This is a genomic window from Aliirhizobium wenxiniae (assembly GCF_019511445.1).
In the GTDB taxonomy this organism is placed as follows: Bacteria; Pseudomonadota; Alphaproteobacteria; order Rhizobiales; family Rhizobiaceae; genus Neorhizobium; species Neorhizobium wenxiniae_A.
In genome coordinates this window covers 163536-182446 of the sequence record NZ_JAEUAN010000006.1, presented here as the reverse complement: position 1 = coordinate 182446, position 18911 = coordinate 163536, and the positions used below count along the sequence as shown (strand labels likewise).

Genomic DNA, 18911 nt, shown 5'->3' with positions numbered 1-18911 from the left:
AACCATGTCCCTCATCCACGAAATAGACTACGGCACACCAGCATCCCGCTCCGAAAACCAGGTCACCCTGACAGTCGATGGTCGCTCGGTGACAGTGCCGGAAGGTACATCGATCATGCGCGCATCGATGGAGGCAGGCATCCAGATTCCAAAGCTATGTGCCACCGACATGGTCGATGCCTTTGGTTCCTGCCGGCTCTGTCTCGTGGAGGTCGAGGGCCGCAATGGCACGCCCTCCTCCTGCACAACGCCCGTTGCGCCGAATATGGTCGTCCATACTCAGACCAATCGGCTGAAGGATATCCGCCGCGGCGTGATGGAGCTTTATATTTCCGATCACCCGCTCGACTGCCTGACCTGCGCCGCCAATGGCGACTGCGAATTGCAGAACATGGCAGGCGCAGTCGGTCTGCGTGACGTGCGCTATGGCTATGAAGGCGACAACCACGTCCGTAGCCGCAACAATGGCGAGATGAACGCCAGATGGATGCCGAAAGACGAATCAAATCCCTATTTCACCTATGATCCATCCAAATGCATCGTCTGTTCACGCTGTGTGCGCGCATGCGAGGAAGTGCAGGGTACTTTCGCGCTGACGATCGAAGGGCGTGGTTTCGAAAGCCGCGTCTCGCCCGGTGCACACGAGCATTTCATGGAATCCGAATGCGTATCCTGCGGCGCCTGCGTGCAGGCCTGTCCCACCGCGACATTGACGGAGAAGTCGGTGATCGCCATCGGCCAGCCGGAACATTCAGCCGTTACCACCTGCGCCTATTGCGGCGTCGGCTGTTCCTTCAAGGCCGAGATGCGTGGTGAGGAACTGGTGCGCATGGTGCCGTGGAAGGACGGACAGGCCAACCGCGGCCATTCCTGCGTCAAGGGCCGCTTCGCCTATGGGTACGCCAGCCACAAGGACCGTATCCTCAACCCGATGATCCGAGAGAAGATTTCCGACCCGTGGCGGGAAGTGAACTGGGAAGAGGCGTTTTCCCATGTCGCCACCGAGTTCCGACGTATCCAGTACCAGTATGGCCGTGACGCCATCGGCGGCATCACCTCGTCGCGCTGCACCAACGAGGAAACATTCCTGGTGCAGAAACTGGTGCGCGCCGGTTTCGGCAACAACAATGTCGATACCTGCGCCCGCGTCTGCCATTCGCCGACAGGTTATGGCCTCGGTCAGGCGTTCGGCACGTCGGCCGGCACGCAGAATTTTGACAGTATAGAACAGTCCGATGTGGTCATCGTCATTGGTGCCAACCCGACGGATGGGCATCCGGTCTTCGGTTCACGCCTGAAAAAACGACTGCGGCAGGGCGCAAAACTGATCGTCATCGATCCGCGCCGCATCGATCTGGTGCGGACACCGCATGTGGAAGCGGCCTATCATCTGCCCCTGAAACCCGGCACCAATGTCGCTGTCATGACGGCGCTGGCGCATGTGATCGTCACTGAAGGGCTGTTTGCGGAAGCGTTTATTCGCGAACGCTGCGACTGGTCGGAATTCGAGGACTGGGCCAGCTTCGTCTCTGAGCAGGCCAATAGCCCGGAAGTCACGGAAAGCTTTACCGGCGTTCCGGCCGATCTGTTGCGCGGTGCAGCCCGGCTGTTTGCCACCGGCGGCAACGGCGCGATCTATTACGGCCTCGGCGTTACCGAACACAGCCAGGGTTCGACAACCGTCATGGCGATCGCCAACCTCGCCATGGTAACCGGCAATATCGGCCGGCCAGGCGTCGGGGTAAACCCGCTGCGCGGCCAGAATAATGTCCAGGGCTCCTGTGACATGGGATCGTTCCCGCACGAGCTGCCCGGCTACCGGCACATTTCCGATGACGCCACGCGCGAAACATTCGAAAAGCTCTGGGGCGTGACGCTTAACAACGAGCCGGGCCTACGCATTCCCAACATGCTGGATGCAGCCGTCGAAGGCACGTTCAAGGGCATCTATATCCAGGGCGAGGACATTCTCCAGTCAGATCCGGACACCAAGCATGTGTCGGCCGGTCTGGCTGCGATGGAATGCGTCGTCGTGCATGATCTCTTCCTCAACGAGACGGCCAATTACGCCCATGTCTTTCTGCCGGGTTCTACCTTCCTCGAGAAGGACGGAACCTTCACCAATGCCGAACGCCGCATCAACCGGGTGCGCAAGGTGATGTCCCCGAAGAATGGCTATGCCGACTGGGAAGTGACGCAGAAGCTTGCGCAGGCGATGCGGCTAAACTGGAACTATGCACATCCATCCGAAATCATGGATGAGATTGCCGCGACGACGCCGAGCTTCGCTTTGGTATCCTACGACTATCTCGAAAAAATGGGCTCGGTTCAGTGGCCTTGCAACGAAGCTCATCCTGAAGGATCGCCGATCATGCATGTCGACGGTTTCGTGCGTGGCAAGGGCAAGTTCATCCGCACGGAATATGTCGCCACCGACGAGCGTACAGGCCCGCGTTTTCCACTTCTGCTCACCACCGGCCGTATTCTCAGCCAATACAATGTCGGGGCGCAGACGCGCCGTACCGAAAACGTCACCTGGCACTCGGAAGACCGACTGGAAATTCATCCGCATGATGCCGAACAGCGCGGCATCAAGGATGGAGACTGGATCAAGCTTGCAAGCCGCTCGGGCGATACGACGCTGAGGGCCCTTATCACCGACCGTGTGTCACCGGGCGTCGTCTACACGACTTTCCATCACCCGGGTACGCAGGCCAATGTCATCACCACCGACTTTTCCGACTGGGCGACCAACTGCCCGGAATACAAGGTGACGGCAGTTCAGGTTTCTCCGTCAAATGGTCCCACCGAATGGCAGGAGGATTACAATGATCTGTCTCGCCGCTCACGTCGCATTGCAGGGAAAATGGAGGCCGCGGAGTAGAGCCGATCAAGACCTTCGCCTTATCATTTTCGGTATTCTGAAATTCCTCCGCTTCCGAGCACAAAAGGAGCCGCCTATGTCGCATGATCAGGGGCAGGAAAAGCTGATCAGAATGGCAAATCAGATCGCTACATTCTTCATGTCTCAGCCCGAAGCCGAGAGAGCGAAGGGCGTCGCCATTCATATCAACAAGTTCTGGGAACCGCGCATGCGCAAGCATCTGTTCGAAAGCCTGGACGAAGGCGCCCATGACCTGATGCCGCTTGTGGTGGAAGCTTCCGTGATGATCAACAGGCCGCATCCACCAGCAGAGCCAGGCATGCGAAACGACATCCCGAAATAACGATAAGACTTTTCCCAGCGGCAAAGCCGGCACAAACCGTCTGTTGGAACTGAAGCTCTGCCGAGAGCGACGTGTTAGCAATCCGTGATTAAGCAGAATTGGATTTTTCTTGACATGCAGGGTCTTCTTTCACAAAAGAAGATAGCGTTGGTCATGTTTGACAGGTCTACCGGAAATGCTCGTCTGCAGCTGCAACTACATCACGGACAAGGAAATCAGGGACGTCATCGTCCAGCTTCTTGACGAAGACTGTTGGCAGCTCATCGTTCCGGCGAAAGTCTATCATGCCATGAGCAAACGTGGCCGCTGTTGTGGCTGTTTCCCCAATGTGGTGGATCTGATTATCCGCACGACCGAAGAATATCATGCCCTGCGTCACTCGACGGAGGACGAAGTCGTTATATATTTGTCTCGCTTGAAGCAGTTCCATGAGGAAAACAGGAGAGCGGACATTGAAAGGCGACAAAAGGGTCATCGAGCGGCTTAACGAGGCTTTGTTCCTCGAACTTGGGGCCGTTAATCAATACTGGCTGCACTATCGTCTTCTGAGCGACTGGGGTTTCACCAAGCTCGCAAAGAAGGAGCGTGCCGAATCCATCGAAGAAATGCAGCATGCCGATCGTCTGATCGACCGTATCATCTTCCTCGAGGGCCATCCCAATCTCCAGACGGTCGCGCCGCTGCGTATCGGCCAGAATGTCAAGGAAGTATTGGAAGCGGATCTTGCTGGCGAATATGACGCCCGCACGGCCTACAAAGCCTCCCGCGATCTCTGTCATGAGGCAGGCGACTACGTTTCCATGAAGCTGTTCGAGGAACTGCTGATGGATGAGGAAGGTCATATCGACTTCCTCGAAACGCAGCTCGACCTGCTGACGAAGATCGGTGAGGAACGTTACGGCCAGCTCAACGCGGAATCGGCCGACGCTGCAGAGTGAATGATCAAAGACCCGGCTTTCGGGCCGGGTCTTTCATTTATGGTTCACGGCAGCGCCAAAACTCAGACTGCGGCCAGATGCGAAAACTCAGCAACCACCTGATCGTAAACCTGACGTTTGAAGGGCACGATCAGACCGGGTAGATCAGCCATCGGCTTCCAGTCCCAGGCATCGAATTCGGGCGAGTGACCGCCCGGCGGCGGATTGATGGCGATCTCGCTCTCATCGCCCTCAAAGCGGAAGGCGAACCAGCGCTGGGTCTGCCCGCGATATTTCCCCTTGAGCCCGATACCGATGAGATGCGCCGGAAGATCGTAGTTGATCCAGTCTTTCGATTGGGCAAGTAGCGTGACCGTCTTCATGCCTGTTTCTTCGTAAAGCTCACGATAGGCGGCCGGAAGCGCATCCTCGCCCTTGTCTATGCCCCCCTGCGGCATCTGCCAGAGCTGCGGCGAGCCATCATATTCGCTGTTTCCTTCGGAGATCCTGCGGCCTGCCCAGACCAATCCGTCACGGTTGAGCACCATGATCCCGACACAGGGCCGATACGGCAGATCTTCCGCCTTCACCGTCCCGCTCTTCTTGGCCGCGTCCTTTTTGGACATGCTTCATTCTCCATCAGGGTTCGCTTTTGTCACGCACGATCGCCGAAACCCCTACGATCTCGATGCCGCGCTGCGTCGCTTCTTCGCTCCACTGCCTTACAGCATCGATGCTTTCGTCGTAAGCTGCGGCAATGCCGATCGCCGTCCCGTTTCGATCAGCAATCCGCCCCAGTTCGTCGAGTTTCCGCAGAATGGCCTGCGTCTGCACCTGCCCGTCAAGCACGACATCGGCGAATGCATGCGGTAGTTTGACGGCATCGGATACGGAACCCGTCTTGGAAAGAGATGACGTCCCGTCGTCGAGGAAAAGCAGCCCTCTTTTTGCCACATCCTGCAGCACCGGCCGCAGAGCCTTCTCATCCGACAGGTAATGCGCGCCCTGGTAGTTCACGATACCGGTATAATTGGTCACCCGCGCCATGGCCTGATGCAGGAGCGAGAGGTTATCCTTGGCGGAATTCGCGGTCAGCAACGTCGTCGGACCGGGGTCATTCGCCGGATAATCGAAAGGTTCGAACGGGACCTGCAGCAAGATTTCGTGCCCTTTGCGCCGCGCCTCCTGCATCCAACGTTGGAGGCTGTTGCCGCTCGCCGCAAATGCAAGCGTGACGCCGGCCGGCAGTTGCTGGATCGCCTTCTGGCTGCCGGTCTGGCTGAGGCCAAGGCCGCTGATCACGATGGCAATGCGCGCGCCTCTCTCGCCCGACCATGGCCTCGCATATTGATCCATCGGACGCAGACCGTCGGCACCGACGATCGGCAGCTTTCCGTCCTCGGTTTCTTCGACAAGATCAAGGTTAGGTTGGCCGGCTACGCGCGGATCCTGGCCCATCCTCTGGGCATCAATGACAAGCGGCCCGGTCCGGTCACGCGGCGTGTATTTGGTGACATAGTTGCCGTCACCGGTAGCCATGCGCTCGATATTGGCGCCTGACGCGGTACGCTCCGACGATGTGCCCGTTTGTGTAGAATGAGCCCCACCATCCGCCTCTTTTGAAGAAGCGGATTTATCCTTAGGAGACGCCTGCTCGACATTGGCAGCAACCCGCCTGAGCCCGTCGTCTTCGCGAATGACATAGATGGAGAGAGCGATAACGCCGATAACGCCCACACCGCCGCAGAAAACGGCCTTGTAACTACGCCACGAACGTTTCGTCTTCGGTGGCCGCCCTTGTCCCAAGGGTGCATGGAGATCAGTACCCACGCTAATATCCGTGCTATCCCGCGGTCATGAAAAATCCGGGGGACCCATTCAGGCTCCCCCGGCACTGTGATTACTTCTTGACGGCAGCTGCAGCCTTGTCGGGACTGGCCGGGAAGCTCGGATCCGTCTTTGTGCCATGGAGAAGATCCAGAGCGTAGTTCAACTGGATATCGTCCTTGGCTTCCGGCGGCACATAAGCGGCAGAACCGGAGCCTTCTTCCGTCTCGGCATTGCCCTGAATATGGCCCTTGAGGCTGGATTCACCCTCTGCCTTCAACTTGCCCTGCAGTTCAGGCGGCAGCGGCTGATCGACCTTGATATCCGGATTGATACCGGTCCCCTGAATCGACTTGCCGGATGGTGTGTAATAGAGCGCAGTCGTCAGACGCAGCGCACCGGCATCACCGAGCGGAATGATCGTCTGGACCGAGCCTTTACCGAAGGAACGTGTACCGACAACGGTTGCCCGCTTCAGATCCTGAAGCGCACCGGCAACGATTTCCGACGCCGAGGCAGAGCCGCCATTGATCAGCACGATAACCGGCTTGCCATCTGTCAGATCGCCCGGACCGGCATTGAAGCGGCGGGTCTCATCCGCATTCCGGCCACGGGTAGAAACAACCTCTCCACGCTCCAGGAAGGCATCCGACACATTGATCGCCTGATCGAGAAGACCGCCCGGATTAAGGCGCAGGTCGAGAACATAACCCTTCAGCTTGTCGGCCGGGACATCGGCCTTGATCTTCTTGATCGCATTTTCGAGGTCGTCATAGGTTTTTTCCGTGAAGGAGATGACGCGGACGTAACCGACATCGCCGCCTTCCACACGGGACTTGACCGCGCGCACGGCAATCACGTCACGAACGACGGTAATATCGAGCGGCTTGTCGGCGCCCTGGCGGATAACCGTGAGCTTGATCGGCGTGTTGACCGCGCCGCGCATCTTCTCGACCGCTTCTTCAAGCTTCAGGCCGCGGATGGACTGGCCGTCGATTTCGGAGATGAAGTCACCGGCAAGAATACCGGCCTTGGAAGCGGGCGTATCGTCGATCGGCGCAATGACCTTGACCAACTCGTTTTCCATCGTCACTTCGATACCAAGACCGCCGAACTCACCGCGGGTCTGGGTCCGCATGTCCTCGGCATCCTTGGCATTCATGAAGCTCGAATGCGGATCAAGCGAGGTCAGCATGCCATTGATCGCATTCTCGACCAGCTTCTCTTCATCCGGCGCCGTCACATACTGGGCGCGAACGCGTTCGAAGACGTCACCGAAAATGGACAATTCCTTATAGGTCGACGCTCCGGCTGCCTGGGCCGGCACGCCGGCCGAATAGATGACACTCATCGCTGTCGCACCCATGAGTGCACCGACGATGACAAGCGAAGCCCTACGAATCATTTCGTGCCCTTCCAGTTCCCTTGGCCGTCCACCACGGCTTGGAATCAACCGTGGTGTTGCCGTTTCTAAATTCAATGTAAAGCGTCGGGCGATCCGTTTCCAGCGCCAACGCAGTTGCACTCGCCACTCTTTTCTCACCCATCACGGCGATCGGTTCGCCGCTGAAGACAAAACGTCCCTGGCGGACATTCACATCCTTCATGCCCGTCAGAACCACGTAATATCCGTCACCGACATTGAGGATGATCATCTGTCCGTAGCTTCTGAAGGCTCCGGCAAAGACGATCGAACCATCCGCTGGCGCAGTCACGATGGCCCCGGCATTGGATGCGATTGTCATGCCCCGCGCCGTATGTCCTGTTCCATCGGGATCGCCGAACGAGCGTACGACATCACCGGCAACCGGAAATTCCAGCTTATGCCTCAGACTCGCAAACGCATATGCTGGCGCAATGCGGTTTTTGTCAGGCACACCGCTCTCGGCAAGCTCCCTGGCCTTCTCGCGCTCAGCCTGTGTGAGACGCTTTTGACGCTCTTCTTCCGCCCGCGCAGCCGCCATAGCCTCCCGCACCGAGGATATCTCGCTCTCCAGCGAGGAAATAAGTCCTTCAAGCGACGTTGCGCGGCCTGCCAACTCGTCCGAGCGCCGGCGCTCCGCATCAAGTTCGGCAGTATTGCGGCCATTCAACTTTTCGTTTTCGGCTAGGAGAAGATCCATGCGCTTGTCTTCTTCGAGGCTTGCCGCAATCGTATCCGACACGGACTGCTTTTCGCTGGCCACGGCTTTGCGCGTCTCGCTCAAGGCTTTCAGATCTGCAACGAGTCGTTCGGCTTCTGCCCGCATCCCCGGCACGACAGCACCGAGAAGAATGGCGCTGCGCACGGACGCAAGCGCATCCTCCGGCTTCACCAGCAATGCCGGCGGCGGGTTGCGACCCATCCGCTCAAGCGCACCGAGCACTTCCGCAAGAACACCCCGGCGACTGCGAAGCGATGCGCGAATTCCGTCTTCCTGCACTCCGAGGGCTGCGATCTTCTTTTCGCTTTCCTGGATCTTCCGCTCCAGATCCTGCCGCTTCTTCGCAGAATCGATCAGGGCCTGGCGGATATCGGCGCTGTCTTTGTTGGTTTGCGCAATGCTTCTCTCGATCTCGGAGATCTTGTCGCCCGACAGCTGCATTGTCTTCCCGAGCGCTTCGAGTTCCTTGCGAGTCTCTTTCTGCTTCTTTTGCAATTCTGCAGTGGGACCGGCATTCTCGACCGAGGCCGCGGTTACCGCACCATCGCCCGACGGCGCGGCATCCTGCGCAAACAGCAACTGCGGAGCGGCCAGCAAAAAACCGGCAACAGCCAACGTACTGGCCAAGCCTGATCCATATCTGGCAGGTCTTTTCCGACTGGCGTCCATGTACGCTCCGAGTGATAGAATGCGAAGGCTAGGCCGATTTGCTAAGGCACGCCACAAACAACATCGTGTTTGAGCCTGAACGAAAGGTTAAACGCGGTGATAGGGATGGCCCGAAAGAATGGTCACGGCCCGATAAAGCTGTTCTGCGATGAGAATGCGGACAAGCTGATGCGGCCACGTCATCGTTCCCAGATTGAGAACGAGGTCAGCCCTGGCGCGAAGCTCCGGGTCAAGACCATCGGCACCACCGATCGCCAGCATCATGTCACGCTTGCCATTGTCGCGAAAACGGCCGATCGCATCCGAAAAAGCCTGGCTGTCGAGCGTCTTGCCGCGTTCGTCCAGCAGAACGAGGATCGCGCCCTCGGGCAGAGCCTTCTCCAAAGCGGCGGCTTCCTCGCGCTTGCGGGTATCGGAATTCGACGCGCGGCTTTCCTGCACCTCCACCAGTTTCGCCAGTTCCAGACCGACGGCGGGGCCAGCCTTGGCGAAGCGGTCGAGATAGCGGGACGCAAGGTCCTTCTCCGGGCCGGTTTTGAGCCGTCCCACGGCAAAAAGGGTAATACGCATGTCCTGATCCGTCTAAATTCGAACAGCCGAATAGTACTGTACCGGCGCAAAGCGCCGGTATTGCTTTAACGGCTTTCGACAGCTCAGGCCAAGCCCAAACCGTTCAGTGCAGCAGCGGTCCTTCTTCGATATCCGGAGCCGCCCACATCTTTTCGATGTTGTAGAACTCGCGGATTTCGGGACGGAACACGTGAACGATCACGTCACCCGCGTCGATCAGCACCCAGTCTCCGCTCTCCTGACCTTCGACACGCGGGGACCCGAGCCCCTCGTTCTTCAGGTCGGTGACAAGATGGTCGCAGATCGCCATGACATGACGGCTCGATCGCCCGGTGACCACAACCATGTAGTCTCCCAGCGCCGACTTACCGGCAATATCGATGGTGACGATGTCTTCTGCTTTGGAATCCTCAAGGCTGGTGAGGATCAGTTCGAGAGCACGAGCTGCGGCATCGGCGCCACGTTCGGAACTCTGCGGGAGGATGGAAACCATCTTTCCCTTGGCGTGTACTGTTGTCAGGGTTTGTCCTTTCTTACCAGGTAACAGCAACAAGCACTTTCAGCGAATCCGATCAAGGTCGGTCGCTTTAATGAAGGTGGCACCGAATGGTTAATCTTTCAAGGGAGAACCATCAGAAGTGAACGCATGACGCGAAACTGTCATGTGTAACGACTTCGAAAGATCACGATGGCTTCTTGCCGCCATTCGCCCGAAGCGCGGTCGAACTCAGTGTCGATCGCGGTCCGTGAATGAAGGTCCAGGCGGGCGCCTGCCGCTTCCACAGCGTGCCGATATCATCTTCATCCACGCGCGCGTAATCGAAGGTGCGGGCCATTTTCGACGACAGGAATGACAAGGTTGCACCCGGCCGGTCAACGACTGCAATCGGGAACATCGAGACGATCTCGCGCCATTTCTGCCAGAGATGGAAGGATTGCAGGCTATCGGCCCCCATGATCCAGACGAAATGGGCTTGGGGATTTTTCGCCTTCACATGGGCAAGCGTATCGGCCGTATAGGAGCCTCCGAGTGTCTTTTCGAACGCAGTGACCTTGATGCGTGGGTCGCGGGCAATATGCTCGCTAAGCGAAATTCGCTCGCTGAGAGGCGCAAGCTCGCTGCGGCTTTTCAGCGGATTTCCCGGCGTCACCATCCACCAGAGTTGATCGAGGCCGAGACGGCGCAGCGCAATTTCGGCAACCAGCAGATGCCCTTCATGCGGCGGATTGAACGAACCACCGAAAAGCCCAATGGCCATGCCGCGCTCGATATGCGGCATGGTGAGGTATCGGCGATCGATCTTCTCTTCTTCCACGTCGGGCCGAAGCTCTATGGACGAATCTGGCCGGTGCCATGCACGCGGTATTTGAACGAGGTCAATTGCTCGACACCGACCGGGCCGCGGGCGTGCATCTTGCCGGTCGAGATACCGATCTCACCCCCCATGCCGAACTCGCCGCCATCGGCAAACTGCGTCGAGGCATTATGCAACAGGATGGCGGAATCGATCTCGTTGAAGAAACGCGCGACAACGACCGGGTCTTCGGCAATCACCGCCTCCGTATGGCTGGACGAATAGGTGTTGATGTGTCGGATGGCGCCATCGATGCCGTCGACGACCGCGACCGAAATCACCGCATCCAGATATTCCGTTAGCCAATCTTCCTCCGTCGCCGCCGCTGCCGTAGGGCAAGCAAGCAAGACTTCCGCCGATCCGCGGATCTCGCAGCCGGCGTCCTTGAGTGCCTCTAAGAGCGGCACGAGATGCGTGCCGGCAACGGCCTTGTCGACCAGCAGCGTTTCGGCAGCGCCGCAGACGCCTGTACGCCGCATCTTGGCATTCACGACGATCTTCTTTGCCATTTCGAGATCGGCAGATGCGTCAACATAGATATGGCAGAGGCCTTCAAGATGGGCAAAAACCGGCACGCGAGCCTCGTTCTGCACACGGGCGACCAAACTCTTGCCGCCGCGCGGAACGATGACGTCGATCGCACCATCAAGGCCGGACAACATGGCGCCGACAGCCGCGCGATCGGTCGTCGGCACGATCTGGATCGCATGTTCCGGGAGACCGGCGGCCTTCAGGCCAGCAACAAGGCAATCATGGATAGCCTGCGATGATTGCGCCGAATCCGAGCCGCCGCGCAGGATCACCGCATTGCCGGCCTTCAGGCACAATGCGCCGGCATCGGCCGTCACATTGGGGCGGCTTTCATAGATCACGCCGATGACGCCGAGCGGCGTACGGACACGCTCGATATTCAATCCGTTGGGGCGATCCCAGGCGGCGATCACCTCTCCGACCGGATCCTTGAATTCGGCGATCTCGCGCAACGCCTGCGCCATTCCGGAAATACCCTTTTCCGTCAATGTCAGGCGATCGAGGAAGGATGGCAGCAGGCCTTTGCCTTCCACCTGCTTCAGGTCGTCAGCATTTGCCGCGAGAATCCTGGCAGAGGATGCAACGATCGCATCCGCCATGGCATGAAGCGCCCTGTTCTTGACTTCCGTCGACGCGATAGCGAGCTGACGTGCGGCCGCCTTGGCGTTGCGGCCGATTTCAGCCATGACCTTGTCGATCTCGGTCGTCGAAACCTTATCCAGCATGGACAGCCTCCTCCTTGCTGCGTGCTTCAGCCCGTATGGCGCCGGTTACCACGAGATCATCGCGGTGGACCATGGCTGCACGGCCCGCATATCCCAAAATTGCTTCGATCTCAGCCGACTTACGCCCGGTGATCTGCCGAGCCTCATCCGCGTCATAGCTTACCAAACCGCGGGCAATTTCGTGTCCATCGGTGGCAATGATCGCCACCGTATCGCCGCGATGAAAATGCCCATCGATGCGACGAACACCGGCGGGCAACAGGCTTTTGCCCAAGCCCAGCGCTCGCTCGGCTCCCTCATCGACGAAAAGCTCACCGGCCGGCTGCAACTGACCGGCAATCCAGGTTTTCCGAGCAGTGACAGGTGTTTCAGACGGCGCGAACCACGAGCAACGTGTTCCCTGTTCCACCGCCCGCAGCGGATGATCCAGCTTGCCGGAAGCAATGATCATGGCGCAACCGGCACCGGTTGCGATCTTGCCCGCATCGATCTTGGTGCGCATGCCACCGCGCGACAATTCCGAAGCAGCCCCGCCGGCCATGGCCTCGATTTCCGGAGTGATGGCGTCGATTGTCTCCAGGAATTTCGCTTCTGGATCGATATGGGGAGGCGCGGTGTAAAGGCCGTCGATATCGGACAGGAGGATCAGCAGATCAGCACCGATCATGGTTGCAACGCGTGCCGCCAGACGATCGTTGTCGCCATAACGGATTTCCGATGTGGCAACCGTATCGTTTTCATTGATGATCGGAACGGCACCGATCTTGAGCAGCTGCTTGACGGTCGCACGGCCGTTGAGATACCGGCGACGCTCTTCCGTATCGCCAAGCGTCAGGAGAATTTGACCAGCAACGATTCCGTCACGCGAGAGGCTCTCGGACCATGCGCGGGCCAGTGCAATCTGGCCAACGGCAGCCGCTGCCTGGCTTTCTTCGAGCTTCAGAGCACCTGATGGAAGATCAAGGACAGTACGACCCAGGGCGATAGCGCCGGAAGACACAACCAGAACATCCGTGCCGGTTGCCCTGAGATTTGCAATATCGCTGCAAACGGAATCGAGCCACGCGGATTTGAGCCCGGTCTTGCGATCGACCAGCAATGCCGAACCGATTTTGATAACGATCCGGCGATAACTGGAAAGCGCCTTGCGGCTGTTTGCACTGCCGCCGGTCATTGCTCGTCGTCCTCGTCATAGTCCTGCACAGGCGCCGATCGATCCGGCAGCGCTGTCTCGTCACCTTCGCTGGCTTCGATGATGACGTCACGAAGGGCGCGCAAGACTTCGGTCATGCCCTTGCCCGTCACGGCTGAAATCAGGAACGGTGTCTGGCCGCAGGCTTTCTCCAGCTCCTTCGCCTTCTTCTTCAGTTCCTTTTCATCCAGGATATCGATCTGCGACAGAGCAACGATTTCCTGCTTGTCGGTCAGGCCACCACCATAGGCCTCAAGTTCCGCCTTAACGGTTTTGTAGGACTTACCGACATGCTCTTCCATCGACGAAACAAGGTGAAGCAGCACGCGGGTTCGCTCCACATGGCCGAGGAAGCGGTCGCCGAGACCGATCCCTTCATGCGCCCCTTCGATCAGGCCCGGAATATCGGCGAGCACGAATTCGCGTCCGTCGATTGCCGCAACGCCGAGATTGGGATGAAGCGTCGTAAACGGATAATTGGCGATCTTCGGCCGGGCACGAGTGACGGAGGCAAGAAAGGTCGACTTGCCGGCATTCGGAAGCCCGACGAGACCGGCATCGGCAATCAGCTTCAGCCGTAGCCAGACCGTCTTTTCCTCGCCTTCGAGACCGGGATTGGCCCAATTCGGCGCCTGGTTGGTGGGGCTCTTGAAATGGGTGTTGCCGAAACCGCCATTGCCGCCCTTAGCGAGACGGAACTTCTGACCTTCCTTGATCATGTCCATGATCAGGGTCTCATTGTCTTCCTCGAAGATCTGCGTGCCGACCGGCACTTTCAAGGTCACGCTTTCGCCATTGGCGCCAGTGCGGTTACGGCCCATGCCATGGGTACCGATCTTGGCCTTGAAATGCTGTTGGAAACGGAAATCGATCAGGGTGTTGAGACCGTTCACCGCCTCGACCCAGACGTCACCGCCGCGTCCGCCGTCGCCACCATCCGGCCCGCCGAATTCGACGAACTTTTCCCGCCGGAACGAGACTGCACCCGCGCCACCGTCACCGGAGCGAATATAGACTTTTGCTTCGTCGAGAAATTTCATCTTGCTGCCGTCAGTCTTGTGTTACGCAACGTCATCAGGGTTTCTGGACGCCTTCTTTGGCGTTTCGATACCGTTCGTTGCCTTTAAGGTCAAAGATTATCATGAAGTTCGTCAGCCATAAGCTGCAATGAGGCTCCGGCACGAACGGTTCTGCGGCACGGAACAGGTGCCGGCATCGCTCGATCAGGGTTCTAGGTGGATCATCCTAGCCGGATCAATCCCGTATTGCTTGAGACAGACTGATGGCCACCAGCGAATACCGATGGCCATCAGCATTTTTTAGCAGGCCTGCGGTCGCACCAGATCGCCGGCCTCCAGCATCGTGTCGATATGCGGCGCCATTCGATTGCGCGCAGTCGAGAAAACCTCTCCCGCATCGACAATCCTGAAACCGAGCTTTCGCTGCACGTTGAGCGAAGCAAGGTTGTCGGCGAAGGCACCGGAATGGACCACGGCATCCGGCATGCGCCGGAAGAAACGCTCCAGCACGGCGCCGGTAGCCTCGGTCATGTAGCCATGATCCCAGTAATACCGGTTCAACCAATATCCCAGGTGCCAGCCGTCCCTGCGCAATTCCATGCCGACGACACCGATATGGACGTCGTCACCCGTGGTGATTGCAAGGCTCCAGTCCGGCATCAGCCCAGAGGTCTGGCGCACCAGCCAATCGAGTGCATCATCCCGATGATAAGGCTGCGGCACGCGGGAAAGCATGCGGGCAACCTTGAAATCGGCAAGCGATGCCGCGATCGCATCCGCATCGGCGAGCCGGTGAGGCCGCAGGGTCAACCGGCGGGACTGGATGACCGGGCACGGACCGGATGAAAGCCTTGCTTCGACGGCTCTTTCAACAACTGCGGCGTTCATCTCAGCTCTCCCCAGCTTCTGAGCGATATCCAGGTCTTGCGATCCAGACGGAACCACTCGACCGGCACCATGGCGCCTTCCGCAAGGCAATCGATCATGCCGGATCCCTGAAACTGGAAGCCGCACTTCTGGATCACCCGCTTGGACGGGATATTGGTAACCCGGCACCGCGCATCGATCTGGTCGATTTCGCTTCTGGTGCGGAAGGCCATGTCGATCAGCGCATGGGCGGCCTCCGTGCCATACCCCTCGTTCCAATAGGGTTCGCCGAGCCAATAGCCGATTTCAAGTGTGCGCTCGTCCTCCTGCGGCTCCAATGCGCAGCAACCTAGAAATGCGCCGTCATTTCCTCGGGTAATGGCATAGACGCATTTGCCAATCTCGCCGGCATTCGTGCGTCGCACGAAATCGGCTGCGTCTTTCGCCGTGTAGGGATGCGGCATGCGCGACACCATGGTCGCGATGGCGGCATTATTGGCGAGATGGGCAAGTGCGTCGATGTCTTCTTTGTGGGGGGCGCGGAGAACCAGTCTCGGCGACAGTAAGACGGGGCACTCGCTTCTCGACCGGTCCTGTGACCGATCCGGCCGCAGCCGTTCTTCCGGCGGCCGGGATTGGCTCGCCCTCAACAATTCGACTTGCATGGTTCAGTCTCCTCTAGGGGTAAAAAGAAAAAGGGAAGATGGGGTAGCGCCCCATCTTCCCTTTTCTTTGACTGAACCTTGAACGTTCAACCGGGTCGATGAGACGCCGGTTGCATAACGCTTGCCGGCTTTATTCTGCGGCTTCCGCTTTCGGCATTACGGACACGTATACGCGGCCGTTCGCCTTCGTGCGGAAATTCACGTTGCCTGCGGTGAGCGCAAAAATCGTGTGGTCCTTGCCGAGGCCAACGTTGGCGCCCGGATGCCACTGCGTACCGCGCTGACGCACGAGAATGTTGCCGGCAACGACGGATTCGCCACCGAACTTCTTCACGCCGAGGCGCTTGGAATTGGAATCGCGACCGTTACGCGACGAACCGCCAGCTTTTTTATGTGCCATGGGAGTTCTCCTTTACCTTCGAAACCTGATTAGCCGAGAATGTCGGTGATGCGGACGACCGTGTGATGCTGGCGATGGCCGCGAATCCGCTTGGAATTCTGGCGACGACGCTTCTTGAAGGAGATGACCTTCTTGCCACGGTTATGCTCGACAACTTCGGCCTTGACCGTCGCGCCCGAAACAAACGGTGCGCCGATCTTGGCATCGGCGCCAACGCCGACAACCAGGACTTCGTTGAATTCGACTACTGCACCAGCTTCGACTTCCAGCTTTTCGATGGTCAGCACGTCGTTGGCGGCCACGCGGTACTGCTTACCGCCGGTCTTGATGACTGCGAACATTTTATATCCTTTCATGTTCGTTCCGGCTCTCATCCCGAAGGAAGGGCCGTCTTTTTATCAGTCGGTCTTTAGCAGGAGGTCAGGAAAGAGAAATCTTTTCAAAACGGATCTGCCGGTGAAATCGCGCAGAGACCGATAAGATCTCTCGCGATCGACAGGCGTGAAAGCATTTCCACAACCTGAACGCACGCGGGCTTACGCGAGCGACAAAAAACTGTCAAGGTAAAAGGATATGAAGACTTGCATTTCGCCCCTTGCCAGCCCGAATTTTCGCCGCTATGAGACAGCCCGCGCAACATTGCGCCGACCAGCAAAGCGGAGAGGTGGCTGAGTGGTCGAAAGCACCGCACTCGAAATGCGGCATACGGGCAACCGTATCGTGGGTTCGAATCCCACCCTCTCCGCCAGGTTGTATTCACTCTCCGCCAGTTACCTGCAAGACCTTGGATTTCCTCGCAAAACCTCTGCTCGCCAGCGGCCCTTGAGGAGTGAAAATCATGCAGGTATCGCGCCCGGTACACCTTCCGGTACACGTCGGGGTATCGCCCGAGCCGTCGAATCAGACACCATCTGCAAAGCCCAAGAGCAGGGGGCCTGGTCCATACCTCGCCAAATCAGGGTCCGTTTACATCTTCCAGATTAAGATGCCGAAGACGAGCGGCGGCACGCGTGCCATCCCTCCCTTGCGGCTCAGTCTCGGCGCCTGCTCTCACCGGCGCGCGAGACTCCTGGCCGACCTTCTGGCGGCGAAGGCCAGATTGATGTTCGATGAGATGAGGCACGGCAGAGGCATGCAGGACGACGACGACAGCGAGATGCGGGCACTTGAAACCGTCATCGAGATGAAGGGCGAGCTGAAGGCCTATCTTCGGATGATCGATCGCTCGGATGCACCGATCCCCGTCGCGGAGATGAGAGAAGCCGTGGGCATTCGCGACCTCGTCAGCGTGAACCGCGAGTTGGAAAAGCAAGCTGGAGGCGAGCCGTTCAACGAACTTGTCGTCGGCCACGCGGAGGTACTGAAGCAGTCGGCGATCGCAAAGCTCTCGGCGTCGTCTGCGCTCTCGGATCCTGCCCAGCAACCGATACGAAGCGCAAGCTCCATGTCGATGTCACCTCAAACCGCAGCAAACGTCGAGCCAAGTATCCCGCCCGAAAGCAATTCAGCAAGACCATCAGAAGATCCTCGCGACGCCAATGGGAGACTGATCCCCGCCTTCGAGTTGGACCGCCGGACGGTGTGGCGGCCAAAGTCAGAGAAAAAGCGCCTGAGCGACGTCATTCCGACATATCTGTCTGCCCGGAGAAACTCCGGCGGAGCCAATATCGCCCGCGACCTTTCGACAGCAGAAAGCCGGCTCGCTCTCTTCATCGAACTGATCGGCGACCACCCCGTCGATACCTATGTCCCCGCGGACCTTCAGGCCTTCGTCAATTTCATGCAGTACTGGCCGGGGGACAACAACCAACGCGATCCGGATATGACGCCCTGGCAGGTCATCGAGAACAACAAGGATCTTCATCTGAGACCCCTGGCCGAGAAAACGCTCCAGGAAGGCTATCTGGCCGTCATCAAGGCAGCGATCCGCTCCGAGATTACTTCCGGCGGTTTCACCGATCCTTTCGCCGGGGCAAAGATCAGAATTCCGAAGACGGCGGCCAGCCCGCGCAAGGCAACACCCATCGGAACTTCGAAAATGAATACCCTGTTCCGAACGGGTGTTGAGTCCGGGCTTATGGAGGACATCATGCTGCCTCTCCTCGGCCATCTCACCTCTCGACGTCTGGGGCTGCTGATCCATCTGCGCGGAAATGACATCCGCGAGCAGTTCCCGGAGGTATGGGTGGGGCAAGTGACGCGTCTTTCGCAGATCAATGGCACCTGGACCACCGTCCCGGTCAAGACACAGGACAGCGAACGCTACTTCGTTTTGCACGACTTCCTAAAGGATATCGGGTTTATCGACTGGGCGAGCCGCCAGGGTTCGAACTTTCTGTTTCCTAATATCATGAAGCTTGCGGACCCGAGCAAGAGTGGCTCGTCCTACATGCAGCGGCTGTTCACGAAAGCAGGGATCAAGCCCAAGGCTGGCGAGGAAAGTGTCGGTCGACGCGAGGTCTTCCACTCCCTTCGAGGCGGCAACATCCAGGACATGCGCGACTCGGGCGTCGATCCGCGCGAGCGCCGCGTGCAGGCGGGCCACAGCGCCGGAAGCGACGAGCACGACCTATATGGCTTTGACGTCGCGACGGAAAAGGAAGCGCGTAAGCTGAAAGTCCTGCCTCTCGATTCCGAGATCGACTACTCGATCTTTCGTGGTCTGGATTTCGATGCGATCGCCAAGCGGAAGCGAGTGGCGGGACCGCCGAAGCGGAAATGATTTCCTGCGATCCGCATCCTGAACATAGGGTGTCGGAGCGCGACGTCGCGCGCTCAACTGAGTGAACTGCGCCGCTGTGTG

Annotated in this window: 19 protein-coding genes and 1 tRNA gene; 6 read left to right on the top strand and 14 right to left on the bottom strand. The window is 58.5% G+C overall.

The window, feature by feature from the left end:
- Positions 1-4: 4 nt before the first annotated feature.
- The 4 genes from fdhF to bfr all read left to right on the top strand — a co-directional run bounded on the left by fdhF (position 5) and on the right by bfr (position 4165).
- A complete protein-coding gene (fdhF, locus tag JNB91_RS10095; RefSeq protein WP_220325376.1) occupies positions 5-2884 on the top strand; it encodes a formate dehydrogenase subunit alpha in 2880 nt (959 codons plus the stop codon).
- 76 nt (positions 2885-2960) lie between these two features.
- Positions 2961-3227 (top strand): formate dehydrogenase subunit delta, encoded by a 267-nt coding sequence (locus JNB91_RS10090; RefSeq protein ID WP_220325375.1) that lies wholly within the window; start codon positions 2961-2963, stop codon positions 3225-3227.
- 157 nt (positions 3228-3384) lie between these two features.
- Positions 3385-3714 (top strand): (2Fe-2S)-binding protein, encoded by a 330-nt coding sequence (locus tag JNB91_RS30695; RefSeq protein WP_223218124.1) that lies wholly within the window; start codon positions 3385-3387, stop codon positions 3712-3714.
- Positions 3680-4165 (top strand): bacterioferritin, encoded by a 486-nt coding sequence (bfr, locus tag JNB91_RS10080; RefSeq protein ID WP_183829518.1) that lies wholly within the window; start codon positions 3680-3682, stop codon positions 4163-4165. The genes JNB91_RS30695 and bfr overlap by 35 nt, the downstream gene beginning before the upstream one ends.
- Positions 4166-4227: 62 nt before the next feature.
- Here bfr and JNB91_RS10075 read toward each other — a convergent pair whose 3' ends face one another.
- From JNB91_RS10075 to rplU, 14 genes are all read right to left on the bottom strand, one after another.
- Positions 4228-4770 (bottom strand): RNA pyrophosphohydrolase, encoded by a 543-nt coding sequence (locus JNB91_RS10075; protein ID WP_220325373.1) that lies wholly within the window; start codon positions 4768-4770, stop codon positions 4228-4230.
- A gap of 13 nt (positions 4771-4783) precedes the next feature.
- A complete protein-coding gene (locus JNB91_RS10070; RefSeq protein WP_220325372.1) occupies positions 4784-5974 on the bottom strand; it encodes a divergent polysaccharide deacetylase family protein in 1191 nt (396 codons plus the stop codon).
- A 70-nt stretch (positions 5975-6044) separates the two neighbouring features.
- On the bottom strand, positions 6045-7376 hold the full coding sequence (locus JNB91_RS10065) for a S41 family peptidase (RefSeq protein ID WP_220325371.1): 1332 nt from the start codon (positions 7374-7376) through the stop codon (positions 6045-6047).
- Positions 7366-8784, bottom strand: coding sequence for a murein hydrolase activator EnvC family protein (locus JNB91_RS10060; protein ID WP_220325370.1), 1419 nt, complete (start codon positions 8782-8784; stop codon positions 7366-7368). The genes JNB91_RS10065 and JNB91_RS10060 overlap by 11 nt, the downstream gene beginning before the upstream one ends.
- Before the next feature lie 87 nt (positions 8785-8871).
- Positions 8872-9354: a 23S rRNA (pseudouridine(1915)-N(3))-methyltransferase RlmH gene (gene rlmH, locus JNB91_RS10055; RefSeq protein WP_220325369.1), complete on the bottom strand. Its 483-nt coding sequence runs from the start codon at positions 9352-9354 to the stop codon at positions 8872-8874.
- Positions 9355-9457: 103 nt separating this feature from the next.
- Positions 9458-9847: a ribosome silencing factor gene (gene rsfS / locus JNB91_RS10050; RefSeq protein ID WP_220325368.1), complete on the bottom strand. Its 390-nt coding sequence runs from the start codon at positions 9845-9847 to the stop codon at positions 9458-9460.
- A gap of 190 nt (positions 9848-10037) precedes the next feature.
- Entirely contained in the window at positions 10038-10634 is a 597-nt protein-coding gene (locus JNB91_RS10045) for a nicotinate-nucleotide adenylyltransferase (protein ID WP_220325444.1), read from the bottom strand.
- A 50-nt stretch (positions 10635-10684) separates the two neighbouring features.
- The gene (locus tag JNB91_RS10040; protein ID WP_220325367.1) at positions 10685-11965 is read right to left on the bottom strand and encodes a glutamate-5-semialdehyde dehydrogenase; all 1281 of its coding nucleotides are present in this window, start codon (positions 11963-11965) and stop codon (positions 10685-10687) included.
- The gene (gene proB / locus JNB91_RS10035) at positions 11955-13139 is read right to left on the bottom strand and encodes a glutamate 5-kinase (RefSeq protein WP_220325366.1); all 1185 of its coding nucleotides are present in this window, start codon (positions 13137-13139) and stop codon (positions 11955-11957) included. Before proB ends, JNB91_RS10040 begins: the two co-directional genes overlap by 11 nt.
- Complete coding sequence (obgE, locus tag JNB91_RS10030; protein ID WP_220325365.1) at positions 13136-14197, bottom strand: GTPase ObgE; 1062 nt, start codon at positions 14195-14197, stop codon at positions 13136-13138. Before obgE ends, proB begins: the two co-directional genes overlap by 4 nt.
- 279 nt (positions 14198-14476) lie before the next feature.
- Positions 14477-15064 (bottom strand): GNAT family N-acetyltransferase, encoded by a 588-nt coding sequence (locus JNB91_RS10025; RefSeq protein ID WP_220325364.1) that lies wholly within the window; start codon positions 15062-15064, stop codon positions 14477-14479.
- Positions 15061-15708, bottom strand: a complete 648-nt coding sequence (locus JNB91_RS10020; RefSeq protein ID WP_220325363.1) for a GNAT family N-acetyltransferase — start codon at positions 15706-15708, stop codon at positions 15061-15063. Before JNB91_RS10020 ends, JNB91_RS10025 begins: the two co-directional genes overlap by 4 nt.
- Before the next feature lie 130 nt (positions 15709-15838).
- Positions 15839-16108: a 50S ribosomal protein L27 gene (gene rpmA, locus JNB91_RS10015; RefSeq protein ID WP_220325362.1), complete on the bottom strand. Its 270-nt coding sequence runs from the start codon at positions 16106-16108 to the stop codon at positions 15839-15841.
- A gap of 29 nt (positions 16109-16137) precedes the next feature.
- Positions 16138-16449 carry a 50S ribosomal protein L21 gene (gene rplU / locus JNB91_RS10010; RefSeq protein ID WP_220325361.1) on the bottom strand — a complete coding sequence of 104 codons (312 nt, stop codon included), beginning with the start codon at positions 16447-16449 and terminating at the stop codon, positions 16138-16140.
- A 317-nt stretch (positions 16450-16766) separates the two neighbouring features.
- Here rplU and JNB91_RS10005 point away from each other — a divergent pair.
- Positions 16767-16856, top strand: a tRNA-Ser gene (locus JNB91_RS10005).
- 237 nt (positions 16857-17093) lie between these two features.
- The gene (locus tag JNB91_RS10000) at positions 17094-18830 is read left to right on the top strand and encodes a site-specific integrase (protein ID WP_220325360.1); all 1737 of its coding nucleotides are present in this window, start codon (positions 17094-17096) and stop codon (positions 18828-18830) included.
- Positions 18831-18911: the final 81 nt, after the last annotated feature.